The organism is Halorubrum sodomense (genome assembly GCF_900111935.1).
GTDB classification, from domain to species: domain Archaea; phylum Halobacteriota; class Halobacteria; order Halobacteriales; family Haloferacaceae; genus Halorubrum; species Halorubrum sodomense.
Map to the genome: position 1 here is coordinate 413174 of NZ_FOYN01000001.1, position 26143 is coordinate 439316.

25 protein-coding genes and 1 pseudogene are annotated in these 26143 nt (G+C 71.7%); 10 read left to right on the plus strand and 16 right to left on the minus strand.

Annotated features, from left to right (window positions below; all coding sequences use genetic code 11):
- Both BM286_RS02140 and BM286_RS02145 read right to left on the minus strand, forming a co-directional pair.
- A complete protein-coding gene (locus tag BM286_RS02140) occupies positions 1–1245 on the minus strand; it encodes a translation initiation factor IF-2 subunit gamma (RefSeq protein ID WP_092919945.1) in 1245 nt (414 codons plus the stop codon).
- 207 nt (positions 1246–1452) lie between these two features.
- A complete protein-coding gene (locus tag BM286_RS02145) occupies positions 1453–2283 on the minus strand; it encodes a hypothetical protein (RefSeq protein ID WP_092919946.1) in 831 nt (276 codons plus the stop codon).
- A 137-nt stretch (positions 2284–2420) separates the two neighbouring features.
- Here BM286_RS02145 and BM286_RS02150 point away from each other — a divergent pair, with 137 nt between their 5' ends.
- Positions 2421–2912, plus strand: coding sequence for a DUF5810 domain-containing protein (locus BM286_RS02150; protein WP_092919947.1), 492 nt, complete (start codon positions 2421–2423; stop codon positions 2910–2912).
- Positions 2913–2948: 36 nt separating this feature from the next.
- Positions 2949–3386 carry a DUF5809 family protein gene (locus BM286_RS02155; RefSeq protein ID WP_092919948.1) on the plus strand — a complete coding sequence of 146 codons (438 nt, stop codon included), beginning with the start codon at positions 2949–2951 and terminating at the stop codon, positions 3384–3386.
- 126 nt (positions 3387–3512) lie between these two features.
- Here BM286_RS02155 and BM286_RS02160 read toward each other — a convergent pair whose 3' ends face one another.
- The 9 genes from BM286_RS02160 to BM286_RS02200 form a co-directional block, all read right to left on the minus strand.
- A complete protein-coding gene (locus BM286_RS02160) occupies positions 3513–3779 on the minus strand; it encodes an elongation factor 1-beta (RefSeq protein WP_092919949.1) in 267 nt (88 codons plus the stop codon).
- 1 nt (position 3780) lies between these two features.
- Positions 3781–3960: an HVO_2753 family zinc finger protein gene (locus BM286_RS02165; RefSeq protein ID WP_092919950.1), complete on the minus strand. Its 180-nt coding sequence runs from the start codon at positions 3958–3960 to the stop codon at positions 3781–3783.
- A gap of 123 nt (positions 3961–4083) precedes the next feature.
- A complete protein-coding gene (locus BM286_RS02170) occupies positions 4084–5319 on the minus strand; it encodes a tripartite tricarboxylate transporter permease (protein WP_092919951.1) in 1236 nt (411 codons plus the stop codon).
- Positions 5320–5405: 86 nt separating this feature from the next.
- Complete coding sequence (locus BM286_RS02175; RefSeq protein ID WP_092919952.1) at positions 5406–5600, minus strand: 30S ribosomal protein S17e; 195 nt, start codon at positions 5598–5600, stop codon at positions 5406–5408.
- A gap of 108 nt (positions 5601–5708) precedes the next feature.
- A complete protein-coding gene (locus BM286_RS02180) occupies positions 5709–6341 on the minus strand; it encodes a DUF447 domain-containing protein (RefSeq protein ID WP_092919953.1) in 633 nt (210 codons plus the stop codon).
- Positions 6338–7348 (minus strand): triphosphoribosyl-dephospho-CoA synthase, encoded by a 1011-nt coding sequence (locus BM286_RS02185; RefSeq protein ID WP_092919954.1) that lies wholly within the window; start codon positions 7346–7348, stop codon positions 6338–6340. The genes BM286_RS02180 and BM286_RS02185 overlap by 4 nt, the downstream gene beginning before the upstream one ends.
- Entirely contained in the window at positions 7345–8172 is an 828-nt protein-coding gene (locus BM286_RS02190; protein ID WP_092919955.1) for a tRNA-dihydrouridine synthase, read from the minus strand. The genes BM286_RS02185 and BM286_RS02190 overlap by 4 nt, the downstream gene beginning before the upstream one ends.
- Positions 8169–9221, minus strand: coding sequence for a 2-phospho-L-lactate transferase (cofD, locus tag BM286_RS02195; protein ID WP_092919956.1), 1053 nt, complete (start codon positions 9219–9221; stop codon positions 8169–8171). Before cofD ends, BM286_RS02190 begins: the two co-directional genes overlap by 4 nt.
- Before the next feature lie 295 nt (positions 9222–9516).
- Positions 9517–10422 carry an isoaspartyl peptidase/L-asparaginase gene (locus BM286_RS02200; protein ID WP_092919957.1) on the minus strand — a complete coding sequence of 302 codons (906 nt, stop codon included), beginning with the start codon at positions 10420–10422 and terminating at the stop codon, positions 9517–9519.
- A 125-nt stretch (positions 10423–10547) separates the two neighbouring features.
- Between BM286_RS02200 and BM286_RS02205 the strand changes: the two genes are divergently transcribed.
- The 3 genes from BM286_RS02205 to icd all read left to right on the plus strand — a co-directional run bounded on the left by BM286_RS02205 (position 10548) and on the right by icd (position 14523).
- Positions 10548–12125 (plus strand): hypothetical protein, encoded by a 1578-nt coding sequence (locus tag BM286_RS02205; protein WP_092919958.1) that lies wholly within the window; start codon positions 10548–10550, stop codon positions 12123–12125.
- 32 nt (positions 12126–12157) lie between these two features.
- The gene (locus BM286_RS02210) at positions 12158–13132 is read left to right on the plus strand and encodes a glycosyltransferase (protein WP_092919959.1); all 975 of its coding nucleotides are present in this window, start codon (positions 12158–12160) and stop codon (positions 13130–13132) included.
- A gap of 128 nt (positions 13133–13260) precedes the next feature.
- Entirely contained in the window at positions 13261–14523 is a 1263-nt protein-coding gene (gene icd, locus BM286_RS02215) for an isocitrate dehydrogenase (NADP(+)) (protein WP_092919960.1), read from the plus strand.
- Positions 14524–14869: 346 nt separating this feature from the next.
- On the opposite strand, the gene BM286_RS02220 is transcribed toward icd, so the two are convergent.
- Positions 14870–15283 (minus strand): Lrp/AsnC family transcriptional regulator, encoded by a 414-nt coding sequence (locus tag BM286_RS02220; protein WP_092919961.1) that lies wholly within the window; start codon positions 15281–15283, stop codon positions 14870–14872.
- A 97-nt stretch (positions 15284–15380) separates the two neighbouring features.
- On the opposite strand from BM286_RS02220, the gene carA reads away from it, so the two are divergent.
- On the plus strand, positions 15381–16448 hold the full coding sequence (carA, locus tag BM286_RS02225) for a glutamine-hydrolyzing carbamoyl-phosphate synthase small subunit (RefSeq protein ID WP_092919962.1): 1068 nt from the start codon (positions 15381–15383) through the stop codon (positions 16446–16448).
- A gap of 150 nt (positions 16449–16598) precedes the next feature.
- Positions 16599–17498 carry a 5'/3'-nucleotidase SurE gene (gene surE / locus BM286_RS02230; RefSeq protein WP_092919963.1) on the plus strand — a complete coding sequence of 300 codons (900 nt, stop codon included), beginning with the start codon at positions 16599–16601 and terminating at the stop codon, positions 17496–17498.
- Between the two features lie 61 nt (positions 17499–17559).
- On the opposite strand, the gene BM286_RS02235 is transcribed toward surE, so the two are convergent.
- Positions 17560–17799, minus strand: coding sequence for a hypothetical protein (locus tag BM286_RS02235; RefSeq protein WP_092919964.1), 240 nt, complete (start codon positions 17797–17799; stop codon positions 17560–17562).
- A 404-nt stretch (positions 17800–18203) separates the two neighbouring features.
- Here BM286_RS02235 and BM286_RS02240 point away from each other — a divergent pair, with 404 nt between their 5' ends.
- Both BM286_RS02240 and BM286_RS02245 read left to right on the plus strand, forming a co-directional pair.
- On the plus strand, positions 18204–19976 hold the full coding sequence (locus BM286_RS02240; protein WP_092919965.1) for a glutamate--tRNA ligase: 1773 nt from the start codon (positions 18204–18206) through the stop codon (positions 19974–19976).
- A gap of 96 nt (positions 19977–20072) precedes the next feature.
- Positions 20073–20402 (plus strand): 4Fe-4S dicluster domain-containing protein, encoded by a 330-nt coding sequence (locus tag BM286_RS02245; RefSeq protein WP_092919966.1) that lies wholly within the window; start codon positions 20073–20075, stop codon positions 20400–20402.
- 487 nt (positions 20403–20889) lie between these two features.
- Here BM286_RS02245 and tmcA read toward each other — a convergent pair whose 3' ends face one another.
- Positions 20890–23223, minus strand: coding sequence for a tRNA(Met) cytidine acetyltransferase TmcA (tmcA, locus tag BM286_RS02255; protein WP_092919968.1), 2334 nt, complete (start codon positions 23221–23223; stop codon positions 20890–20892).
- 137 nt (positions 23224–23360) lie between these two features.
- On the opposite strand from tmcA, the gene BM286_RS02260 reads away from it, so the two are divergent.
- A complete protein-coding gene (locus BM286_RS02260) occupies positions 23361–23807 on the plus strand; it encodes a UPF0179 family protein (protein ID WP_092919969.1) in 447 nt (148 codons plus the stop codon).
- Between the two features lie 28 nt (positions 23808–23835).
- On the opposite strand, the gene BM286_RS02265 is transcribed toward BM286_RS02260, so the two are convergent.
- The gene (locus tag BM286_RS02265; RefSeq protein WP_092919970.1) at positions 23836–24561 is read right to left on the minus strand and encodes a nucleoside phosphorylase; all 726 of its coding nucleotides are present in this window, start codon (positions 24559–24561) and stop codon (positions 23836–23838) included.
- A 423-nt stretch (positions 24562–24984) separates the two neighbouring features.
- Positions 24985–26067 (minus strand): annotated as a pseudogene (locus BM286_RS15965) (transposase); the annotation flags it as partial.
- Positions 26068–26143: the final 76 nt, after the last annotated feature.

Here is a 26143-nt window from a genome sequence, read left to right on the forward strand (position 1 = left end):
CTACGTCAGCGTCCCGACGCCGATGAGTCGCCAGCGCGCGCCGACGCGCCGGTTGATCGCGATCTGGGCGCCCGCCTCCGCGCAGACCGGCCGTTTGAGGCTCACTTCGCACTCGCCGTCGCGCGCGCTCGTCACGGCGCCGACCGTCGTCGCCGTGCCCACCGTGAGCATCAGGGGCTCTCCGGTGCTGATCTCCTCGATGTCGCTCTCGCCGCTCTCGTCGTCCTCCTTGCCGACGACGCGGTCGAGGAGGTCGACCGTCATCTCGAACTCCTCGCGAGTCGGCGGGAGCGTCCCCGGTTCGCCGGCGACCTGGCCGGCGAGGGCGTCGCCCTTCGTCAGGCTCGGGTCGAGCCCCGTTCCGACGCCCAAGAGTCCGCCGGGGCGGGCGGTCTCGACGTCGTTGCTGCCGGCCTGGAGCGACCGGACGGTCGTCTCCAGCGGCCGCCACTCGGTCTGGCCCTCCTCGTCGACCTCGCGCCCCGGTCGGATCTCCAGCCCGTCGCCGACCGACAGCTCGCCGCGGACCAGCGAGCCGCCGACGACGCCGCCCTTGAGGTCCTCGGCGCTCGCGCCCGGACGGTTGATGTCGAACGAGCGGGCCGCGTACATCCGGGCGCTCTCGTCCGGGTCGCGGTCCGGGGTCGGGATCTCGGACTCGACCGCGTCGATGAGGAGGTCCATGTTGACCTCCTGTTGGGCCGACACGGGGACGATCGGCGCGTCCTCCGCGACGGTGCCCTCGACGAACTCCCGGATCTGCTCGTAGTTGTCGACGGCGCGGTCGCGGTCGACCAGGTCGACCTTGTTCTGCGCGATGACGATGTTCTCGATCCCGATGAGATCGAGCGCCATCAGGTGTTCTTCCGTCTGGGCCTGCGGGACGTCCTCGGTCGCGCTCACGACGAGGACCGCCCCGTCCATGATCGAGGCGCCCGAGAGCATCGTCGCCATCAGCGTCTCGTGGCCGGGCGCGTCGACGAACGACACCGTGCGGACCGGCTCGCTCGCGGAGCCGTCCTCGCACTCCTCGTCGACGGTGTAACACTCGGGCTCGTCGACGCCGGGACAGCGGCGGAACGTCGCATCCGCGTACCCCAGCCGGATCGAGATGCCGCGTTTCATCTCCTCGCTGTGCTGGTCGGTCCACGAGCCGGACAACGCCTGTACCAGCGTGGTCTTCCCGTGGTCGACGTGACCGACGAGACCGATGTTCACCTCCGGTTGTGTGTTGGCTTCAGTCACTGTTGAACCTCCTAACGGAGCAGTCTTATGCGAATTTCGCCCCGTGCGAGTGATAAAGTTGCTGTTATCGTAGCGTCAGCGTCGCCGGTGACGGCGGCCGTCTGAGCGGCGCGCCCGCGAGGAGCCGGCCCCGCGCCGACTCCGCGGCGCGGCCCCGCCTCGACGCGTTACCGTGCCGACCCCGCGGCGCGGTCCCGCCTCGACGCGTTACCGTGTCGGTCCCGCCTCGACGCGTCCGTGCCGATCGAGGCGCGGCAGGAACTCGCCGAGCCCTTCGAGGAGCGCGTCCTCGTCGCTGATCCGTTCCCGCTCGAAGGTCCGGGCGGGGAGGTACCACCGCGAGCGGACGAGTTCGATCCGCTCGTCGGTCACCCGGTACCCGTCGAGGTCGTCCCAGCCCGTGACCGCCCGGTCGACGCGGAGCCCCTCGTCGGTCACGGCCACCTCCGAACCGTCGTCTCCGAAGAGGAGGAGGAACGTCGTCGAGACGCCGCCGAACGCCGGCCAGACCGCTTCGAAGCCGCCGTCGACCGTCACCGCGAGGAACGCGGCGACGGCCACGAGCGAGCCGGCGAGGACCGCGCCGCCGGCGAGGACCGGCCAGTCCCGCCCCTCGTCGTCGGTCCCGCCGACGGTGACGACCGCCACCTCCGTCGCGGCCTCGCGGACGCGCCGGCTCCGAAGGACCGCGCCGCCCACCGGAACGCCGATCCCGGGGAGCACGGCGAGGAGCCCGACCGCGGCGACGCGCGCCGCGGCGGACCCGGGAGTCGTCGCCAAGACCATGTACGGTAGGTAGGCGAGCGCCGGGACGACCGAGGCGACCGCCACGGGTAGCGTCGCGGCGGCGCCCGCGATGTCGTCGATCCGCCGAGCGGCGACCGCGACGACGACGGCGACGACGGCGCCGGCCGCGGCGAGCGCGGGAATCCGTGTCACACTCAGCGCGGGCGACCGGCCCGACAGCGCGAGGGCTGGCGTCGCGACCGTCGCGACGTACGTCCCGATGAGGGCTTCGAGGGCCCGTCGCTCTCGCATACCGCCCCGTTCGGGCGCGACCGCAAAAAATCGTCCCGTCGGCGCCGAACGCGCGCGAGGCCCGGCAGGACCCGTCGCCCGGAAGAGAGCGCACGTCCGACGCGACTTTACACCCCACTCGCCTACCACCGCTCGACATGGGATACGCGTGCCCCGTCTGCGACACGCCGCAGCGCGACGGCGAACACCTCGCGCACCACCTCGCGTTCACGGCGATGCTCCACGGCGGCGACCACGAGTCGTGGCTCGACGAGCGCGTCGACGACTGGAGCGAGCGGGAACCGACGGCGCTCGCCGCCGAGGTGACGCCGCACGCCGAGGACGCCGAGTACGACGAGGTGTTCGAGGACACCGTCCCGCGCGGCCGCCCGGACGTGGGGATGGGCTCGGGCGGAGAGGCGGCCTCCTCGGACCACGGCCACGACCACGGTCGCGGCTCCGCTCACGACCACGGCGCCGACCCGGATCCCGCCCCCGACGCGGGCGTCCCGGACCCCGACGCGGTCGACGACCCGACCGTCGCCGAGGCGCTCCGCGAAGCGCGCGAGCTGACCCGGGAGGGGGCCGCGGACGACGGCGACGCGGGCGCGGAAGACGAAGCGGACGACGCCGACGCCCCCGACTCGTAGCGGAACGCCCTTCCCGCCCCTCGGCCAACTCCGGGCATGGAGACCAGAGGCACGTTCGCCCCGGAGACCCGCGCCGACGCGCTCGAACGGTACGAGGAGGTCGGGCCCGTCGCGCAGGTGGTCGTCCGCGAGGCGACGAAGGCGATGTCGTTCGACGCCGACGAGTACGACGAGCGCGTCACGCCCGAGGTGATCCGGACCGCCCGCGACGCGACGTTCGCCGAACTGCTCGCGGTCCACGTCGGTGAGGGCGACGAGTTCGACGAGTGGCTCGCGGCCAGCGAGTTCGACGACGAGGACGTGGTGCGGATCGGCTCCGACAACGTCGACAACGTCGTCTGGCATCCGGTCCCCTTCGCGGACGCGGTGATCGCGGCCACGTATCAGGAGGAGCCGGACGCGGCGGCCAGCACCCTGCGCCGCAACGCTTTCGGGCGCGTGTACCGCGAGGAGTTCTACGAGTCGGGCCGGTAGCCGGCCGACGGCAGCGTCACGGCGACGGGCCGGTCGCGAACGCCGGAGCGGCCGCTCTCCGAGACGAACGAAGCCGCAGAATCGGACCGCGAGCGTCGCTGACGGCGACGCGCTAGCGTCGGCGCTCTACAGGCGACCGACGTTCTCGACCGCGACGGATTCGACCTTCTCGACCTGCGAGAACGCCTCCTCGACGGCTTCCGTGCCGCCCGCGCCGTCGGGGACGATGACGGTCGGGAGGAGCGCGACCAGCCCGAACGCGACGTCGTCGCGCTCGAAGCCGCGGATCTTCGCGCCCTCGGGGAGGACCTCTTCCAGACGGTCCTGGAGGTCGTCGAGGTCGACCTCGGGGCTGTTCGGCATGACCTTGATCTTGGCGGCGACGTCGCCCATCTTACGGCCCCCGGAAGCCGCAGTCGTGGCACTCGTAGAGGTTGCTCTGCTTCCGGCACTTCGAGCACCGGTAGATGGTGGCGCCGCAGTCCGGACAGGAGAACCGCGCGGCGTTCATGCCGGACACCTGGATCCCACAGGAGACGCACTGCGGGGTACCCTGAGAGTCGCTCTGGCTCATACGTCTACTCACCAGCGCGCGACTTTTAACCGTTGTTCTTTGCCCCGCGAGCGGCGTGCGCCTCGATACCGCACCGCTCGATAGGCGCGCTCACGGCGGACCGTCGCGGTCCCGTGGGGAGTCTCACCCGACGATCAGCGGTCCGATCAACACGCCCATGAGATGGACGCGGCGCGCTCCGACCCGCGGCGGAACGAGCCCCAGTGCGCCGGCGACGAGGAGGACGCCGACGCCGAACATCCCGGCGAACGCGTACGAGAGGAGCGCGAGCAGCCCCAACACCCCGACCGAGAGCCGGGTGTAGTCGGCGTTCCCGACGATCCGCAGGTACGGGTCACCGACCAGCACGACCAGCGCGAACCCGAAGCAGGCGGCCGTCGCGGCCGCGACGAGCAGTATCGGCAGCGCGAACGGCACGCCGGCCCGGTCGAGCGCGACGGTCACGCCCGTCCGCGGTGTCTCGAGCGCGACCAGCGCGAACAGTGCGAATATCGTGTTCGCCGTGCTCGCGCCGCTCGTCGCCACGACGAACCCGCGGTCGGCCGACGCGCGCGGCACCGCGGGCATCGCGGCCACGGCGGCGATGGCGGCCGACACGCCCGGGACGTACCCGACCAGGGCTCCCGCGAGCGATCCGGCTCCCGCGCTCGTCCCGAGGTCGCGGGCGTCCATCGCGATCCGCGGGTCCGCCTGCGGCGGAACCCCCTCCCCGCCGAGCGCGTCGACGAGGACCGGGACGCCGAACAGCCCGGCGAAAAGCGGCGCCAGGACGCCCCCGGTCGACAGCGGCGCCGCGGGGTCGGCGTCGAGCGTCGCCAGTCCGAGCGCGGCGCTCGCGAGGAACGCGACGAGGCCGCCGACCGCGGCCCGCCGCGACGACTCCGTGAGCACGAGCAGGGCGACGACGCCGGCGAGCAGCAGCGGCAGGTGCGCGCGCAGCGTCGGGTACCCCCGAACCATGAGCCACGTGATCGGGACCGCCAGCGGGACCGCGAGCGCGACCGCCAGCCCGGAGCCGACCGCGGAGAGACGGACCGCCTCGCGCCCCCGGCCCGCGATCACCAACCGGTGCCCGGGGAGGGCGGCGACCGCGGTCGCGGCGTCCGGCACGCCGAGCGCGAGCGCGGGAACGATGTCGAGGAACGAGTGGACGACGCCGGCGCCGAGCATCGCGACGCCGACGAACAGCGGGTCCGCGGGCACTGACGGGGCGAACCCGGCCAGGAGGAGCGCGAAGTTGTTGGCGTGGAGCCCGGGGACCAGCCCGCTCGCGGTCCCGAGTGCGACGCCGCCGAGCAGAAACGCGAGCGCGCCGGCCGCGAACGTCGGATCGACCACCGGCCGCACGAGCGCGTCCATCGAGGTGGGGTGGCCGCGGCTCCTGACTTAACGTGTCGGCCGACGCCGCCCGTCAGCGGAACCTGTCTCGGCTCGAATCCGAACGGTTAGGCGTGGTTCGCCGCCTGCGCCTTCTTCTGCGTGACGTAGCCGGCGATGCGGTTGCGGACGCCCTTCGACTCGACGGTGGTCAGGGCGGTGACGCTCTCCTTGTTCGTCTCGAAGTCGGTGTTGAACGAGTCGGGGTACCGCTCCAGCAGGACGGTCCCGAGCTGCTTGATGTACTTGGGTTTGATGGCCATACCGAGCGGTACCGGCGGCCCGAACTAAAAGGGTTCGTTCCGCCGTGAGCGGCCGCGAGCCCCGGTCACCGCGGCTCGGGTCCGGCTCGCCGCGCCGCCCCCGCGCCGTCAGGACCGGTCGCGCTCCCGCCAGCCGGTCGCCTCGTCGATCCGCGCGAACGCCTCGCGCTCGGCCGGTCCGCCGCAGCGTTCCACCACGTCCGCGAAGTACTCCAGTCGCTCCAGTAGCTCGTCGGCGTCGAACGCCGGCACGTCTAGCCGCGAGGCGGCCACCGTGGCGTCGACGACCGCGCCGAACCCGCGGTTCACCGTCGGCACGCGCTCGGTCACGACCTCCGACTCGACCGGCGACAGCGCCCACGTCCGGACCGTGGTGTCGCCCTCGGTCTCGACCGCGACCTCTCCGACATCGACCTCGACCCACGCGTCGGCGCTCGGGAGGACCGCCGCGTCGACTTCCCGGACCGTCAGCGCTGCGTCGACGAACGTCCGCGGGTCGACGGTGAACTGGACCACGCCGCCGCCGCGCTCGGTGAAGTTCCGCCACGTGCGAGTGCGTCCGTAGGTTCGCGCGGTGACGGGACCGTCGGGGTCGTCCGGCGCGTGAAGTCCCAGCGCCGCGACGTTCCACCGGTCGTTCGGGCCGCGCGTCGTCACGACGGATTCGGTGACGCCGCGGAGCGGGACCGGCCAGCCGTCGGGGACGACGCCGGAGGGGTCTGCCCCCCGTTCGTCGCTCACGGCGCCACCTCCGCGCCCCGTCGGAGCGCGACGAACAGCGCCGCGCAGGTGAGGTCGGCGGTCGTCCCGGGGTTTATTCCCTCGTCGACGAACGCCTCCGCGAGCACCTCCGCGGCGGCGAGGTCGGCCCCGTGAACGGCCTCTGCCGGGACCGCGTCGACGCCGCCGATGCCGTCCGGTCCCGCCGACTCCACTCCCAGCAGCGCCGCCGCCCGCGCGCTCGCCTCGCGGGCCGTCTCCGCCCCCTGCGTCGACGCGACCAGCGTGTCGGGCCCCGCCGCGAGCAGTCCCAGGAACGCCCGCGCGGCCCGGTCCGCGAGGGGCCCCTCGTCGGTCAGGATCCACTCGGCCGCGCGGAACGTCCGCGGGAACCCCTCGGTCCACTCCGCGGCGTTGCGGTCTGGGACGCGGTTCGCCTCCGCCGAATCGGTCGCCTCCGCCGAATCACTCGGCGCCGCGGACAGCGCCAGCACGTCGCGCAGGGTCATCTCGCGCTCGCAGACGGCGGGCTCGGCGTCGCCTCCGCGGCGCACGTCGAGGTCGTCGGCGCCCGGCGGCGGGTCGTCGACCGCGACGTCGACGACCTCGAACGCGCGGTAGAAGGCGACCGCGTCGTCGACGGTCGTCGCCCGGCAGACCGCGTCGACGCCGGCGGGCGAGAGTTCGCGGTCGGAGTCCGCTGCCGCCCGTACCAACGGGACCAGGAGCAGCAGACAGCCGAACTGCGTGTTCGTGCGCGCGCGCTCGGCCATCCCGGAGACGGCGCGCTCGAAGGCGCCGCCGACCGATGCGACCTCGTCTCCGGGACCCTCGCCCGCCGCCAGTTCGAGCCCCTCTCGGGCGCCGACCGCGCCGCCGAGGAACGACTCGAACCGCAGGTCGTCGAGGTCGCGACGCCGGTCGACGTTCCCCGGCTTCGGCGTGCCGGCCACCTCTACCAGGAGCGCCAGCGTCGCGTCGTCGACGGGGTCGGTGGGTCGCCGGCCCCCTCGCGCGTCCCGGCTCACGGTCTCGCCTCCCGTTCGGGATCCGCCTTGTCGCCGCCCCTCGACACCGTCCCCGAACGCCACGCCTCGACCGCGTCACCGACGCGCGCGAGGGCGGGCGGGTCCTCCGTCGGGCGGCCGACGCTCACCGCGTCCGCGCCGTACGCGGCGTACTCCGCGACGGTCTCCCGGCCGCGAACGCCGTTGTTGGCGACGAGCGTCAGGTCAGCGAGGCCGTCCCCGTCGCCCCTCTCGGGCGCCGCGTCGACCGCCGTCGCGATATCGGCGATCACCGCCTCCGAGTCCATCGCGTCGACGTGGAGCCAGTCCGCGCCGGCGTCCGCGGCGGTCTCCGCGACCGCGACGAGGTCGACACCGGGGACCTCGGCGCGGACCTTCACGCTCGTCGTCGCGTCCGTCTCGGCCGCGGCGGCGACGTACCGCGCGAGGCGACCGGGATCGCGGAGGAGGGACTCGCCGCAGCCGACCGCGCGCAGTTCGGGCTGCCGGCAGTGGGCGTTGATCTCACAGACCGCGCCGCGGTCGGCGCAGACCTTCGCCGCTTCGCGGACCGGACCCCGGGTCGCGCTCCGGACGTTGATCCCGGGTCGAACCGGCGCGTCCGCGAGCGCGTCGAGCTGATCGGCGGCGAAGGCGAGCGGGTCGGCGGGGAGGAACTCGTCTCGCCCGCGCGAGACGAGGTCCCGGGCGGCCGCCCGGCTCACCGGGTCGATCGCGACCCCGCCGAGGAGCGCGACGTCGACGTGGTCGGCCGCGGCGCGGGCCCACTCGGCGTCCGCGGCCCCGCTGAGGCTCGCGGCGACGAGGAGGGGTCCCCGGGTCACTTCCCACCCCCCCGCGGAGCCCGGGAAGCCGGCGCGTCGCCGGCGACCGCTTCCAGGGCGCGCTCGCAGGCCAGAGCGACGCGCTCGGCGTCGTCCGCGTCGTCGATCCGCGTGTCTGTGCGCTCGACGTGGCGGTCGAGGTCGGTCCGGTCCGCCTCGTCGAGGACGAACGCGTCCGCGAAGGGGTACGCCTCCGCGACGCCCGCCGTCGACGGTTCGCGGCCGACGCCCGACATCAGCTCCGCCGCCGGCCCGGAGAACACCTCGTCGCCGACGAACGGCGAGACGGCGACCACCGGCGTCTCCCGGAGCGCGCGCTCGAAGCCGGGCAGCGCCAGCATCGGCCCGAGGCTCGTCACGGGGTTCGAGGGACCGATCACGACCGGGTCCGCGAGCGCCTCGACGACCGCGTCGGTCGGCTCGGCGTCGTCCGCGCCTCGGAACTCCACGTCGGCGACCGGCGGCTCGCCGCGGCGCGCGACCCAGTACGCCTGGAAGTGGAGCGTCTCGCCGCCCTCGGTGTGGATCAGCGTCGCGACCGGCTCGTCGGACATCGGGAGGAGGTCGACGTCGAGGTCGAACGCGTCCGCGAGGACTCGGACCGCTTCGGTGAGCGACTTCCCCTCGTCGAGCAGGCTCGTGCGCGTGAGGTGGACCGCGCGGTCGCGGTCGCCGATCTCCATGAACTCACCGACCGCCGAGAACCGCCGCCAGCGGGCGAGCTCGCGGCCCGCGGTCTGTACCGCGTCGTCGAGGTAGCGGGGAGCGCCCGGCTCGCCCTCGATCGCGTCCCCGGCCGCGGCCGCGAGTCGGGAGAGCTCCTCGTGGGTCGCGGTCGTGTCGCCGTCGATCCCCCACCACGTCTCGCGGTCGAGGACGCCGCCGCCCGCGAACAGCACGGTGTCGACGTCGGGGCAGACGAGGTGGCCGCCGATCTCGACGTCGTCGCCCGTGTTGGCGACGACCGCGGTCTCGGCCGGGTCCCACACCCGAGCCGCGCCGTCGAGGAGCTTCGGCGTGCCCGTCCCCCCGGCGAGGAAGGTTACCATACCGGCGCAAGGCGGCCGCCGGATTTGTATCCTCGCCTCCGCGGGCGTCCCGGTGAACCGGGATCGAGCCGCGAATTTGTCTGTCAGCGATCGACGACGCTCAATCGATCCTCACGACCGGCGCGTGCCCGCGAGCGGCCGCCTTCGGGGCCGCGAGTCGCGCAAGCCCTCGCCGGGTCTGTAGGCGGAGCAGGCCGAGTGCCTCGGGGCTTGACCCCGAGGCGGTTCACCGCCGGACACGGTTTCCAACGAGCGGCCGGCGCTTCGGAAGCTCACGCCGCCAGTCCGCTGTCAGCTACGTATCAGCGACGCTCGTCTGCATTCCCTCGGTGTTGAACGCGCTCCCCGCCCCTTCGTCGCCGAGGACGATGACGCCCGCCCCCGACCCGGTGATCTCCTCGAACTCCTCGATCGCGCGGTCGGCCGCCTGTTGGGCGTCGAGTCCGTCGTCGAGGTGGTCGACGGCGCGCCGCGAGAGCGTCACGCGGGCGATGTCCTCGCCGGCCCCCGTCGCGCTCGCGCCGCCCGCCTCGGTGCAGAAGAAGCCCGAGCCGACCTGCGGCACGTCGCCGACGCGGCCGGCGAGCGCGAACGACCGGCCGCCGGTGGAGGTCACCGCCGCGAACGCCTCGCCGTCGGTCGCCACCGCGCCGACCGTGTCGTGGTCGGGCGCGTCGCCCTTCGCGCCGTCTTCCGACCCTCCGCCCGCCTGGTCGTCGCCCGAGCCGAACCGCGAGGCGAGCCAGCCGAGGTGCTCGCGGGGACCGCCCCGCGGCGGGTCCTCGGCCTCGTAGCGCTCCCGCGTCTCGTCGGTGAGCAGGTCGACGCCCGTCTCGACGCCGAATTCGTCCGCGAGATCGACGGCGTGGCCGCCCGAGACGAAGATATGGGGCGTCTCCGTGTGGACGACGCGGGCGACGCTCGCCGCGCGTTCGACGCCGGGCATCGAGCAGGCCGCGCCGATCTCGCGGTCCGAGGTCATCACCCCGGCGTCCGTACGGACGGCGCCGTCCGACTGTATTGCGCCGCCGACGCCCGCGTTGAACCGCGGATCCGCTTCGAGGACGCCGACCGCGGACTCCACCGCGTCGAGCGGCGTCACGGCGTCGGCGCCGCGAGCGGCCGCCTCGTCGAGGACCGCCTGTCTGGGCTCCGGGTCGTCTGGAGTGCCGCCGGCGCCGCCGTGGACGATGACTCGCATACGGGGGGCTGCCGCGGCGGCCACATAAGCGCCCGGAACCCGGCGGCGACCGCGGGGAGTCGCCCGGCGTCCGCGCGTCGACGCCGCAAGACCTATTCCCGCCGCTGGGCGATCCGACGGCAACCGTGACGACCGCCGATTCCGCCGGCGCCGGGAGGTCAACGAGCCGCGAGCGCCTCGCCCCGCGACTCCGCGCCGCGATCCGACGCCGCCTCGGGATCGACCCGCGCGCGCTCGCCGCGTTCCGAATCGCGCTCGGCGTCGTCCTCCTCGTCGACCTCGCGCTCCGCGCGCGGAACCTCACCGCCTTCTACACCGACGCGGGCGTACTCCCGCGGGCGACACTCGCCGAGGCGCGCCCGCTCGGCGCCCGCCTCTCGCTCCACGCCCTCTCTGGCGACCCGCGGGTCGTCTCCCTGCTGTTCGCCCTCGCCGCGGTCGTCGCCGTCGCGCTCGCGGTCGGGTATCGGACCCGCGTCGCGACCGCGGTCTCTCTGCTCCTGCTCGCGTCGCTTCAGGCGCGGAACCCGTTCGTCCTCAACGCCGGCGACACCCTCCTCCTCCAGCTGCTCGGCGCCGGGCTGTTGTGTCCGCTCGGCGCGCGCTGGTCGCTCGACGCGGTCCGACGCAGCGGCGCCGAGATCGCGGACTCGACGACCGACTCGCCGGAGTCGACGGCGGCCACCCCGGCCGACCGCGTCGCTGTCGCGGCCGACCGCGTCGCCGGTCCCGCCTCGGCGCTCCTCCTGTCCCTCGCGGTCGTGGTGTACGTCTCCAACGCGGTCGCGAAGTTCCGCGGGACGACCTGGCCCGCGGGCGAGGCCGTCGGGCTCGTCTTCCGGCTCACCTACCTCCACGGCCCGCTCGGGGGGCTCGTCCCCGAGTGGCCAGTCCTGCTTTCGGCGGCCACCTACGGTTGGCTCGCGCTCCTCGTCGCGTCCCCGCTGCTGATCGCGGCCGCCGGCCGGATCCGGGCGGCGCTCGCGGGGACGCTCCTCGCGGCGCACCTCTCGATGGCCCTCACGCTCCAGATCGGCGTCTTCTCCGTCGTCTCCGCGACCGCGCTGGTCCCCTTCTTCCCGCCGTTCGTCTGGGACCGGGTCGAGCGCGCGGTCGCTCCGGCGGCCGAGCGACTTCGTCGCCTTCCGGGCCCGTCCGGGACCGCCGGTCCGCCGATCGGAGACGGACCGATCCGGGTCCTCCGCGGGTGGGCCGCGGCCGCGGTCCCGGCCCTGGCCGCGGTCCTCCTCGTCGCGCTCGTCGCGTGGAACGGGATGGCGCTCGGGCTCGTCGAGGCGCCCGGGCCGGTCGCGTCGGTGTCGGACCCGACCGAGAGGGGTTGGGACATGTTCGCGCCCGATCCCCCCTCGACCGACGCGCTCGTCCTGGCGACCGCGACGACCGCCGACGGCGACCGGATCGACGCCCTCTACGGCGACCGGGTCGCACGCGACCGGCCGCCGTCCGACGCCCGCGCCTACCCGACCGCGCGCTGGCGGAAGTTCCTCACCCGGCTCGCGGACGATCCCGGCCCGAACCGCGTCGGGCCGGTGCTCGCACACTTCTGCGACCGCGCGGCTGAGTTCGCGGGCGAGGACGGCGCTCCGATCCGGTCGGTCACGGTCTCGGCGGTCGACGTCGACGTCGAGACCGGTGAGACCCGCGTCGACGAGCTCGGGACGCGCTCGTGTTCGACGCCGTGACCGTTTAGCCCTCGCCGCGCGAACGGATCGGCGTGACCGATTCGGATCCGACCGCGGCGGCGAGTCCGACGCCCGTGTCGGTGCTGCTGCCGACCGTCCGCTGGACCGACGCCTGCGACGAGGTCGCAGCACAGCTCCGGGGCCCGGGGGCGTTCCACGCCGAGGGCAGCGACGAGCTCCTCGTGATCTGCGACTCCCCGGACGACCCCGTCGCGGACCGGCGCGGCGACCTCCCCGACCGGGTCCGCGTCCTGATCGCGGGCGAGCCCGAAGGGTGCTCCGGGAAGGCGAACGCGATAGCGGTCGGGATGGCGGCGGCCGCGAACGATCGGATCGCCTGGACCGACGACGACTTCCACCACCCGCCGGACTGGGTGGCGACGCTCGACGACGACTACGACCGGCAGGGGCCCACGACGGAGCTCCCGGTGTTCGTCGGGCCGGACCCGCTCGCCCGGCTGTTCGAGCCGGCGTACGTCATCGGCGGGACGCTCGCGGTGTTCGCGGCCGGGGTCGCGTGGGGCGGCGCGGTGATATTCGAGCGCGGCGACCTCCGCGACGGCGAGGCGGCGTTCCGCCGAGACCTCAGGCGGACGGTCAGCGACGACGGGACGCTCAGCGAGCACCTCGACGTGACCGCGGTCGACCGGACGCGACGCGTCCGAGCCGGCGGTTCGCTCCGCGGATCGCTGGAGCGGTTCGTCCGCTTCCTGTCGATCACCCGGCACCACGCGCCGGCGGCGACCGCGTTCAACGTCCTCTTCGGCGTCGTCATGGCCGCGATCTGTCTATTCGCACCGGTCGCCGGCGTGACCCTCGTCACGGCGCTCGCCGGCGTCGCCTACGCCCGGTTCGGGGTCCGGCGCGCGACGTTCCTGCTCGCGGCGCCCGGCGTGTTGATCGCCCCGCCGCTGATGGCGTACGCGTTCGCGCGCCGGACGTTCGTCTGGGGCGGCCGCCGCTACCGCTGGCGGTCGATGTTCGACGTCGAGGTCGAGCCGGTCTGAGTCGGGGGACGATCGAGGCGGTCAGACGCGGCGGCGAGCGCGCGCCGAAACCGGCAAACGCTGCGAGCGCGACGCTCACGCCGAAAACGGCAGGCACTTTAGGGGCCCAACTGAATCGGCGGACGTTCATGAGCTACGATAAGGTCGACGTCCCCGACGACGGCGAAGCCATCACGCTCGCCGACGAGGAGACCGGCGAGCTGAACGTTCCGTCCAACCCGATCATCCCGATCATCCACGGCGACGGAATCGGCACCGACGTCGGGCCGGCCGCACAGCGGGTACTCGACGCAGCCGCCGAGGCGACGGGTCGATCCATCGCGTGGATGCGCGTCTACGCCGGCGGGAGCGCCCGCGAGATGTACGACGAGAACCTCCCCGAGGACACCGTCTCGGCCATCCGCGACCACCGCGTCGCGATCAAGGGCCCGCTGACGACGCCGGTCGGCGCCGGCTTCCGCTCGCTGAACGTCGCGCTCCGAAAGACGCTCGACCTCTACGCGAACGTCCGCCCGACGTACTACATCGAGGGCGTTCCGTCGCCGGTCAAGAGCCCGGAGGAGATGGACATGATCACCTTCCGTGAGAACACGGAGGACGTCTACGCCGGCATCGAGTGGGAGGCCGGCACCGACGAGGTCGAGGCGGTACGCGAGTTCCTCGAAGACGACATGGAGGTCGCCGACGTCATCCACGACGGCCCGGTCGGCATCGGCGTCAAACCCATCTCCGAGTTCGGCTCGAAGCGCCTCATCCGCGAGGCGATCGACTACGCGGTCGCCAACGACCGCGACTCGGTCACCCTCGTCCACAAGGGGAACATCATGAAGTTCACCGAGGGCGCCTTCCGCGACTGGGGCTACGAGGTCGCCGAGGAGGAGTACGGCGAGGACGTGATCACGGAGGACCAGCTCTGGGACGAGTACGACGGCGAGCAGCCCGAGGGCACCGTCGTCGTCAACGACCGCATCGCGGACAACATGCTCCAGCAGCTGTTGACCCGCACCGACGAGTACTCGGTCATCGCGACGATGAACCTCAACGGCGATTACATGTCCGACGCCGCCGGCGCGCAGATCGGCGGGCTCGGCATCGCGCCCGGCATCAACCGCGGTCACGGTCGCTGTCTCGCCGAGCCCGTCCACGGCTCTGCGCCCAAGTACGCCGGCGAGGACAAGGTGAACCCCACCGCGATGATCCTCTCGGGCCGCGAGATGCTCGACTACATCGGCTGGTCCGACGCCGCGGACCTCGTGCGCGACGCCGTCGAGGAGACGATCGCGTCCGGCCAGGTCACCTACGACCTCCACCGGCAGATCGAGGGCGGCGAGAAGCTCGCGACGAGCGAGTTCGCGGACGCCGTCGTCGAGCAGATCGACGAGCTGGCGTAAGCCTCGGCCGGCGGCGTCGACCTCGCGTTCAGCGACTTCCCTCGTTTTTCGACTGCGAGCGCGAGCGGCGTCTGTACTTATAAACGGCAGTTGTCCGTAGATCGACGGTGAACACCGCCGAAGCCCCTTTGAGCCCCGCCCAGCCGCACCGCACCGTACCTCACGCCTCCCCAGCCTCGTCACCGGACTACGTCCGGTTTCAAGCGAGAGCGAAGCTCTCGCCCTGTCGGTGGTTCGGAGCGGAGCGACGGACCACCGACTCCCTCGCGGGCTGGCTCGCGGCCGCCGCCGGCGGCCGCTCGCAGGCGCGCCGCCGCGGAGTTACATGTAAACGGTCGCCGCTCGCCTACCCCAGCCGCTCGTCGAGGATGAGCCGCGTCTTCGTCGACTTGACCTCGTCCATCTCGCGGGCCTGCGTGATCAGCTCGTTGACCGCGCGGGTGTCGACCGCGTCGACGACGAGGACCACGTCCTCCTCGCCCGACACCTGCCAGACGAAGTCGACCTCCTCCCACTCCACCATCCGCTGGCCGACCTCGTCGGTGTTGACGTTCATCTCCACCGAGATCTCGATCATCGCTTTCACGTTCCCGGTGCGGGTCGTGACCGTGAACCGCTCGATCACGCCCTCTTCGGTCATGCGGTCGACGCGGTTGCGCACGGTCCCCTCGGAGGTCCCCACCCGGTCCGCGATCTCCGTGTAGGGGGTCCGCGCGTCCCGTCGCAGGATCGAGAGGATCCGTCGGTCGAGGTCGTCCATACCCGATCCTCTCTCACCCGCCGCCTTACCCGTTACGAATATCGTAACGAACCTTCGAACGACGCATTTATTATCCACTACACGTACGTATCTCGTAATGTCGGACGCCTACATCGCGCTGGCCGACGGACGCGTGCTCGAAGCGCGCGCCCGTGCGCCGGGGCGGACCCGCGGCGAACTGGTGTTCACGACCGCGTACACCGGCTACGAGGAGTCGCTCACCGACCCCTCCTACGCCGAACAGATCCTCACCTTCTCGTACCCTCTCATCGGGAACTACGGCGTCCGAACCGAGCGGTTCGAGTCCGAGTCGGTCCAGCCGAACGCGGCGATCGCCCGCGAGCTGACCGACGATGTCGCCGAGTGGCTCACTGAGGAGGGCGCGCCCGCCGTCGACCACGTCGACACCCGCGAGATCGTCACCACGGTCCGCGAGGAGGGCGCGATGGCCTGCGGGATCGCCGCCGGCCCGGACGCGACCCCCGAGGACGCGGTCGAGGAGATGGAGGCGTGCGAGCCGATGAGCGACCACGTCGACATCGGCGCGCAGGTGTCCGTGACGGAGCCGACCGCCTACGAGGGGGACGGCGACGCCGACGTCGACGTGGCCCTGCTCGACTGCGGCGCGAAGGGCTCGATCGTCTCCTCGCTCACCGACCGCGGCGCGGACGTCCACGTCCTCCCGTACGACGCGACTCCCGAGGACGTGGCCGCCGTCGACCCCGACGTGCTCTTCGTCTCGAACGGCCCCGGCGACCCGGAGAACTTCGTCGCCGCGCAGGACGTGGTCGACGAGTTCGCGGGCGAGGTGCCGCTGGCCGGCATCTGCCTCGGCCAGCAGGTGATCACGAGCGCGCTCGGCGGCTCGACCGAGAAGATGGCGTTCGGCCACCGCGGCGTCAACCAGCCGGTCAAGGACCTCCGGACGGACAGAGTCGTGATGACCACCCAAAACCACGGTTACACGGTCGACGACACCGGACCGTTGGAGGTGACGCAGGTGAACGTCAACGACGACACCGTCGAGGGGCTCGACAGCGAGGAACTCGACGTGATCACCCGCCAGTACCACCCCGAGGCGAACCCCGGCCCGCACGACTCGCTCGGCTTCTTCGACGAGGTGCTCGATCTGGCCACCTCGTCGCGTCGAGTCGCGGCCGACTGATCCCCGGCTGATCCCCGCTTCTACTCCCCGAGCCCTCCGACTGACCACTCGGAGTACCACCCGGCCGACGCCTGCGATGCCGTCTCCGTCCGCGTTCCGCGTTCGCTCCGGACCGGCGACGTTTTCTCCCGCCGCCTCGCACGGTGACGCGTGACAACCGAGATCCTGCTCACCAACGACGACGGGATCGACGCCGTCGGGATCCGGGCGCTCGCGGACGCGCTCTCTCGCGACTACGACGTGACGGTCGTCGCGCCCGCGACGAACCAGTCCGGCGTCGGCGGCGCGCGCTCGTGGTGGGAAACGACGGTCGACTACACCGAGACGGACCGCGGCTACGCGGTCGAGGGGACCCCCGCTGACTGCGTCGCGGTCGCGGACGTGGCGCTCGGGCTCGATCCCGACGCCGTCGTCTCCGGCTGCAACCACGGGCCGAACATCGGCGCGCACATCCTCGGCCAGTCCGGTACCGTCGGCGCCGCGATGGAGGCCTCCTTCCTCGGCACGCCCGCGATCGCAGTCTCGCTGTACGACCGCGGCAACCTCCCCGTGCCGCCGACGCTCGACAACGACGACTTCGCGGTCGCCGGCGAGGCGGTCGTCGACCTGCTCGACCGCGCGGAACGCGACGCCGGCGACGGAGCGGGCGGCGGCGACCTCGAACTTCCGTTCGGCGCCGACGTGTTGAACGTCAACGTCCCCGCTGCCGACGACGAGGCGGCGGAGAATCCGACCTACCGGCTGACCGAGCCCGCTCGCGGCTTCGACGTGATCGAGTTCCGCCCGGGCGAGGAGGGGCCGGACGAGGAGAACGTCCCCGAGGGCTGGGAGTTCGGCGAGCGGCGCGGCGAGATGGGGATGGAGCTGCGCGACCGCTTCTGGCGCGAGTTCCTGCGGGGAAACGTCCAGGACGATCCCGGTTCGGACCGCCGCGCGGCCGTCGAGGGCGAGGTGAGCGTCTCACCGCTGTCGAGTTCACGCGCCGTCGCGGGCGAGAAGACCGGATCCCTCATCGAACCGGCCCGCGGCGCCGAGCGAAGCGCCGACTGACGGATCGGCGTCGGCGGAAGGAGCGCGGTCGACTCGGTCGGCGGAAGGAGCGCGGTCGACCTCAGCGCCGTCGCCGCGGCCGCCGCCCGCTGCCGGCGAACTCCGCCGCGAGCCGCCCGAGGTACCAGACGACCACGAGACCGAGGAGGAACCCGGCCCCGGCCGCGGCCAGGAGCTGGACCGGCGTCGGGTCCAACTGGAGGGCGATAAGCGGCGGCGTGACCGTGACGATCGCGAGCAGCACGAGCTTGACCTTCCGGTTCCCGGCCTCCCGCTCCGCCTCGGAGATGGGTCCTACCACCGCGCTCCCCCTCGCGTTCCGACGGCTCCCGGCGCGACGCTCATGCGTCTACCACGCCCCCGGCGACTATCAAGGCGACGAACCGGTTCGGTCCGTCCGGCGTCGACGCCCGCTTACCGCGGCGACCGACCGTGCCTGTCGGGCCCGGTCGGTAAAAAGCGTCTCGACCGTTCACGGCGGTATCGGGGCGTTACCGGCGTGAACGGTCTCGGTCGTTTAAGCCCGTCCGACCGCTCGTGTCGAGTGCCCCTACCCGCCGTCCCGGGCCGACGCGGCGCGCCGCCGCGGCCGCCGCCCGCGCTCCGAGCGTGGCCCGCGGTGCCCGCCTCGCCCGCGCCGCTCCGGGACCAGCCCCTCCCCGCCGTTTCGCGGCGCTTTTGACCCGACCCCGACAAGCGACGCGCATGGACGACGAACTCCGCGAGCGCGTCGCGGCGGCCGGCGAGGCCGCGGCGCTTTACAACGCGCTCAAGCACGGCAGCGACCCGGACGTGGGCGCGATCATGGGCCCGATCATGGGCGAGAACCCCGAGTTCCGCCCGCACGGCGACGAGATTCCGGGCGTCCTCGCGCCGGTCGTCGACCGGGTCGGCGAGATGGACGAGGCCGAGCGACGGGAGCGGCTCGGCGAGCTCGCCCCAGAGAAGCTCGCGGAGCTGGAGATCGACGACGAGGCGGACGAGCACGTCCTCCCCGACCTCCCGAACGCCGAGGCCGGCGAGGTCGTGATGCGCGCCGCGCCGAACCCGAACGGCCCGTGGCACGTCGGCCACGCGCGGATGCCCGCCGTCATCGGGACGTACAAGGAGCGCTACGACGGCGAGTTCATCTGCCGGTTCGACGACACCGACCCGGAGACGAAGCGGCCCGACCTCGACGCGTACGACGCCATCTTGGAGGACATCGAGTACCTCGGCTTCGAGCCCGACCGCGTGATTCGGGCCTCGGACCGGCTGGAGACGTACTACGACCACGCCCGCGAGCTGATCGACCTCGGGGGCGCGTACACCTGCTCGTGTTCCGGCGAGGCGTTCTCCGAGCTGAAGAACGCGGGCGAGGCGTGCCCGCACCGCGACAAGGACGTCGAGACGGTCCGCGAGGAGTTCGCGGCGATGGTCGACGGCGAGTACGGCTCCGGGGAGATGGTCCTCCGCGTGAAGACCGACATCGAGCACAAGAACCCCGCGCTTCGCGACTGGGTCGCGTTCCGGATGATCGACACGCCGCACCCGCGCGAGGAAGCCAGCGAGTACCGCTGCTGGCCCATGCTCGACTTCCAGTCCGGCGTCGACGACCACCTCACGGGCGTCACGCACATCATCCGCGGCATCGACCTCCAGGACTCCGCGAAGCGCCAGCGGTTCGTCTACGACTACTTCGGCTGGGAGTACCCCGAGGTGCTCCACTGGGGTCACGTCCAGGTCGACGAGTACGACGTGAAGCTGTCGACGTCGACGATCAAGGAACTCATCGAGGACGGCGAGCTGACCGGCTGGGACGACCCCCGCGCGCCGACCATTCAATCGATGCGTCGCCGCGGGATTCAGGGGCGGGCGCTCGTCGACTCGATGACCGATCTCGGGATGTCCACCTCCGACGTCGACCTCGCGATGTCGTCCGTCTACGCGAACAACCGCGACCTGGTCGACGACGGGGCGAACCGCTACTTCCTCGTGCGCGACCGCGAGGACGACCCCGCCGTGGAGCTGCCGATCGTCGACGGCGACGCGCCCGCGCCCGAGGCCGGCCACCCGCGGTTCCACCCCGAACACCCGGACCGGGGCGAGCGCGAGGTGCCAGCCGGCCGCGTCGTCGTCGAGTCCTCCGACCTCCCGCCCGAGGGCGAGCGCGTCTGGCTGAAGGGGTACGGCCCCGTCCGCTACGAGGGCGACGAACTGGCCTTCCTCGACGCCGACATCGAGATCGTCCGCGAGGGCGACGTGGACGTGATCCACTGGGCGCCGGCCGAGGAGGGGCTCGACACCCTCCTGCGGACGGTCGACGGCGACGTGCGCGGGATCGCTGAGCCCGCGCTCGCGGACGTGGACCCCGATACGGTCGTCCAGTTCGTCCGCGTCGGCTTCGCCCGGATCGACGCGTTGGACTCTGAGGCGACCGACGAGGACGACGGCCCGCACGGCTCCGAGGACCTCGTGGCGTACTACGCGCACCCGTAGCCCGGCGCCTCCGATCCGGTCGGGTCCGTTCCGCTCGGCCGACCGAATCCGTTCGTCGCGGAGTTTAAACCCGCGAGCGGCGAAGCGGTGGCAACGATGGCCATCGACCCGAACTTCGAAACGAACCGCGAGCACGTCGGCGAGGAGGACGGGGTCGCCGTCTGGGGTCCCGTCGAACCGCCGGACAAGCAGGGGATCCGCGGCACCCACGTCGCCGTCGACTTCGACATCTGTCTCGCAGACGGCGCCTGTCTGGAGGACTGTCCGGTCGACGTGTTCGAGTGGGTCGAGACGCCGGGGCATCCGGAATCCGAGCGGAAGGCGAGCCCCGCCGACGAGGACCAGTGTATCGACTGTATGCTCTGTGTCGACGTCTGCCCCGTGGACGCCATCGACGTCGACCCCGGGCGCGAGAACCGCTTATAAGTAGTCGTTGTCGGTGTAGGGACGGTTTCCGTCGCTCGAGTTTTTATAAGTAGTTGACTGAGGAGCGACGGTGAACACCTCCAAAGCCCCAGCCGCTCGGCTGTACGTGGTCGACTGTGGATCAGCGGTGGACACCGCCAAAACCCCAGCCGCTCGTTTATAAACAGCTAACTGTGGATCGGCGGTGAACACCTCTAAAGCCCCAGCCGGGAGGCCGCCGTACGCTCGCTGCGCGCTTCACTCGGTCGCTCACTCCGTTCGCTCCCTCGTTCCAGTGCTTGCGTCGCCTACGGCGGCCTCCCGGCTGCCCCTTTGAGTCCACCCCGCTGCGACCGCACAGCACCTCACGCCTCCCCAGCCTCGTCGCTGGCGGCTTCCGCCGCCAGCGACTCCCTCGCGCGTGCGACTCGCGGCCGTCGCTTCGCTCCGGCCGCTCGCCGGCACGCGCCACCGCGGATCTATTTATAAATAGTCGTCGTCTGCCCGCTCACTCGGTTATAAATCGCTCCCGCTCTTTGCGCGCGAACTCGGTCCCGTACCGCTCCACGAGCGGGGCGTAGGCGTCGCCGAGCGCGCGCATACACGCGCTCGTCGAGACGAAGTCCAGTTCGTCGGCGACCTCGTCCCACGGGCGGCCCTGAAGCACCTTCCGGACGAGCAGGCGCTCCGCGCGGTCGTCGAGGTCGGTCCCCTCGACCAGCGCCGCGAGCGCGAGGTCCCGGAACGCGCCGGGCGCGGTGTCGTACATCCCCGGGCCGACGGAGGCGCCGACGACCGAGCGCCACTCGGTCTCGGTGAGGTCGACCGGGACCGGGGCGGAACAGGCCCGGAGCGCGCCGCGGACCACGTCCGGGTCGACGTCGCGGTGCGCGTCCGAGAGGCCGTCGCGCTCGCGGTCCCGGAGGGCGACCGCGTGGCGGTCCAGGAGGCCGCGGCCGGCCTCGGTCTCCGGGCGGAGCATGACCGCGGAGTACTCGCCCGAGGCGTCGTTCCGGCTCGTCGAGAAGTGAACGGTCCGGTAGCCTGCCCGACGCCAGAAGCGGAGCAGGCGCGGCGTCGCGCCGTAGCCGACCGAGAAGTAGTCGAGGCCGCCGTCGCCGTCGTCCTCGCTCCCGGCCCCCCGCTCGCCGCCGAACTCCGCGTGGACCTCGTCGAGCAGCCGCGAGCCGAACCCCGCGTCCCGGAGCGCGTGGTGGGTCGCGATCCGAACCGTCCGCAGGCCGCGCGGCGCGGCGGCCGCCTCGTCCCGCAGTTGGCTCGTGAGCACGTCCGGCACCATGTTCCCCCGCACGCGCTCGCCCTCGTACATCCCTCGGCGGGTCGCGGCGTCGAGCCCGCCCTCCCGTGCGAGCAGCGCCACCGCGACGACCCGGCCGTCCGCGACGAGCGCCCGCGCGACGAGGTTCGGCGCGTCCAGCAGCCGCGCCAGGTCGTTCGGCTCGGTCCGGTAGTGCGCGGCGACGAGCAGCCCGAACGCCTCCGAGAGCAGCGTCTCGTCCGCGAGCAGGTCGGCGGGGTCGAGCGCTCGGTAGGTCGCCTCGTCGACCGACGCGTCCGCGACTGCCGCGTCGACCGCCGGCCGGGCGTCGAGCAGGAGCGCGCGCGACGCCCACGCCTCGACGGGGTCGTTTCGCGCGTACCGGATCGGCTCGTCGAGCCGCACGTCGCTGACCGCGAACCGCGAGTCGAGCAGCCGCTCCCGGAACCGGACCGCGAACCCCCGGCCCGCGCCCTCGTAGCCGTGAACCGTCGTACAGAACGCGACCGCGGGCGCGTCGAGGAACCCCTCCAGCAGCCGCACCGGGAGCGCCGCCGCCTCGTCGACGACCGCGGCGTCCGCCTCGGCCGCGGCTTCCGCCGCGGCGGCGGGCGGGAGGAACCGGACGCGGCCGCCGGAGGGCGTTCGGAGGTCGCGCTCGTCGCGGTCGCGGTCGCCGTCGAGACCGCCCCCGTCGTCCCGCTCGCTCGCGGTGGCGTCTCCCCCCGTCTCCGCCGCGATCAGTTCTCGCGCCCGGGCGAACACCTCCGCGGCGTTCCGGAACGCGGGCGCGGTGACGAGCACGTCGGCGCCGTCGAGCGCGAGCGCGCCGGCCGCGAGCCCGGCCGCGCTCGACTTCCCGCGCCCCCGGTCCGACTCGACGACGACGGCCGAGCCGGGGGCGGCGAGCGATTCGAACGCCCGAAGCGCCCGCGCCTGATCGCCCGTGAGACAGGCTCGGTACGCGGCCGCGGGGAACGTCGCGTCAGGCGGCGCGCTCGGGGGACCGACGGGCTCGCCGCGCCCCTCGCCCGCGCTCCCGGTGAGTCCGTCGCGCTCGAGCGCGTCACCGTCGGGTCCCTCGCCGAGCGCGACGACCGCGATTCCGGGATGCGTCCGGAGCGTCGAAACCAGGCGTTCGCGGAACCGCCCCGTCACATCGTCGACCTGGTACGGGGGCACCGCCAGCGAGTCGTCGAAGCGGTCGCGAATCGCCGGCCAGTCGTCGAGCGCGGGCGTCAGGAGGATCAGGAGGCCGCCGCCGTCGACGGCGCCGACCGCCCGCCCGAGCGCGTTCGGAACGAACCGGTCGTGGCAGTCGAGGACGACCGCCTCGCGGGTGCGGCCCAGGAGTTCGTCGGCGCTCCGCGGCCGGTGTTCCTCGAACCGGAACCCCTTCCGCGTCGAGACGATCGAGGCGTCCCCGTCGTCGACCTCGACCGATTCGACCGCGTCGTACGCGGCGTCGATACCGCGGTCGCGGTCGCCCGCGAGCACGAGGACCCGCCGCTCGTTCGTCCGCTCGGCCTCGGCGCGCAGTTCCCGCGTGACCCCCGCGATCATTCGCTCGTCGTTGCCGAGGCGCGGGCATGTGTCTTGCCCTCCGCGTCGTCGCCCCGAGTTTCGAGCCGCCCCGGCGACGCTCCCGCCGCGCCGGCGGAGGCGGGAGGCTTACGGACTCGCGGCGCGTCGCTCCGGACATGACCACGGTCACGCTCATCGGGACTCGACTCGCGGACGTCAGCCGCGAGTTCGTCTACGAGGGTGAATCGGGCGACTGCGAGGGGTGTCCATATCGCAGCCAGTGTCTCAACCTCTCCGAGGGGACTCGCTACCGGGTGACCGGGATCCGCGAGAACGCGCAGACGCTCGACTGCGCGGTCCACGACGCGGGCGTCCGCGCGGTCGAGGTCGAACCCGCCTCCGTCCCCGCCAACGTCCCGTCGGAGCGCGCGTACGCGGGAAGTAAGGTGTCGCTCGCCGGCCCCTGCCCGCACACCGAGTGCCCGAGCCACGGCTACTGCGTCCCCGACGGCGCCGACTTCGACGAGGAGCGCGTCATCGATCAGGTGCTCGGCGACCCGCCCCACGAGACGTGCGCGCTCGACCGGGACCTGACGCTCGTGGAGTTTCGCGCGGAGGAGTGAGCGCCCGGCGGTCGCGGGTTTTCGACCGTTACAGCGACGCGATGGCGTTCAGCGTGATCCGGATCGCGCGCTCGACGTTGTCCTTCGCCTTCGCCGGCAGCTCGTCGTCGGAGTCCGCGCCCTTCTGCGTTCCCGCGACGAGGTTGCCGTCGACGGTGCAGATGGCGCCGGCGGCCAGCCCCTTCCGGCGCGCGAGCGCGAAGACGGTCGCGGCCTCCATCTCGACCGCGAGCAGGTTCGCGTCGTTCCAGTCGTCGACCGACTCCTCGTCTTCGTTGTAGAACGCGTCGTCCGAGACGATCGGGCCGACGTGGATCTCTTCGCCGTTGTCCTCGGCCGCCCCGACGAGTCCGGTGAGCACGTCGTAGTCCGGCACCGCGGGATAGTTCGCGGACTCGTATCGCTTGCTCGTCCCCTCCTCTTTGGCCGCGCCGGTCGCGACGACCATGTCGCCGACCTCCATCTCCGACTGGAGCGCGCCGCAGGTGCCGCACCGGACGAACGTCTCGACGCCGACCCGCGAGAGCTCCTCGACCGCGATGGCCGCCGACGGACAGCCGATCCCGGTCGAGCAGATCGTGAGGTCGACCCCCTCGTAGCTCGCGTTGACGACCTTGTACTCGCGGTTCTGCGCGACGACCTCGCTGTCGTCGCACAGGTCCGCGATCCGGTCGACGCGCCCCGGATCGCCCGGGATGACCGCGATTTCGTGGACGTCGCCCTCCTCGACCAGCAGGTGCGGCTGTTTCGCCATACGAGCGGGGACAGCCGCCGCGCGCAAAAACGGACCGGTCGGCAGGCGGGGTAGCGGTGCGAGACGGATTTGATATCGCGCTATGAGATTTATAAGCGGGTCTATTTGTGGAAGTTGAGACTACAGCGGGTATAGGAGAGCTGTAATGAGTGGATTTTGCCGATTTGGTCAGCAGAAACTACCTCAATTCTCTCTCAAAGCGGCATTCTTGTTATACTTCCAATCATAAGGGCGAATTTTCGAGACATCCAACAGTGTCGCCACTCAGACCGCGCGCTAGCCCAGACTGAGTGTCTCTCTATCCGATTCCAGTCTCCTTCTTCAGCAGCGTCAGTGTGTTATCTGCGTCACCATCGGCGAGTGCTCGTACTTACCAGTCAACGCGACCTGAACGAGCAAGTCGACGGCCCGCCAGATAGAGTACTCGCCTCTCGGCACGGGGCGAGCATCGAGGACGAGTGGAACAGCGTTACCGACCAATGGACTGTAGCCCACTGGTAGGCGTACTCGTCGGTGTTCTCCTTCGTTCCGATGATCTCGTCCTCGTGGCCCGTACGGTCGCCCGTGAAGGGGTCAGCTTCGGTAATGTCGATCGCGACGATGCCTGCGCGAAAGAACTCCTCCGTCTCTGCGACTTTGCCGATGAGTTGCCGGATCGCTCGTCGATACATCGCTCGAACCTCCGGTATCGGGAGGTCACGTAGGTGGTCGCGGTGAGCATGTCCGGGTGGTGTCCGCTCCCGCGTTGACTCGTAGCTGAAACTCCGAGCACCCTCGTTGGCAGCCAAGTTCTCACGGAGCCCGAGATAGGTCTGTAACCCCCAGTAGGCGTTCTCGTGAATCTCACTCCCGTTACCACGGTCTAGCGAGAGCGCCGGGAAGACAACGCGGCTGACCTGTTCTATAATCGTCTCTGCCCGGCCCAAGATGCGTTGCTCGTCCGGTGCTGAATCCTCGACGGCGGTGTCCCGGTAACAGAGCTTCTGCTCAGGGTCGCGTGGAACCGAGATATCTGTATTCTAGGCTTCAATGAAAAGAGTCCGGGCAGTTGTCTCCACCGTCTCGCGAAGGTCGGCGGTGAACCGGGTGTTCCAACTGCGCCACAGCGTCGATTGATCTGGAACCGTCTCTAACCCCAACTGATCGCATACGACTGGCGCGTTTCTCAGATAATCAACGAGGGACGTTTGGTGCTCCCAGCCGTGGAGTTCCTTCAGTACAAACATCCGAAAGAGTGTGTCCACCTCGTAGCGGGTTGAGCCCTCGTAGCGGTCGTGGACATTGAATAGGAAGTACGCCATAGGAAGTGAACAGGTGAGCTGCTCAACCGAGTCGTGACTCTTATGACCGGAACCACGTCTCCGAAACCGTCCGAACATCCGATTCTACTCCGGCAAGCGATCTCCGATCATACAACGGCGACGTATCGTAAACTGGCCAGTTGGCGTACGGTCGTCGCGCGATGTATCGAAAAACGGCTCGCCGAGACTCAAGAGTTGGAGCCATCAACAGACGCTGGATAGGTCACGCTCAAGAACGCATTCACATCCCTAGATACGCCGACGTACGGACTACAGAACTC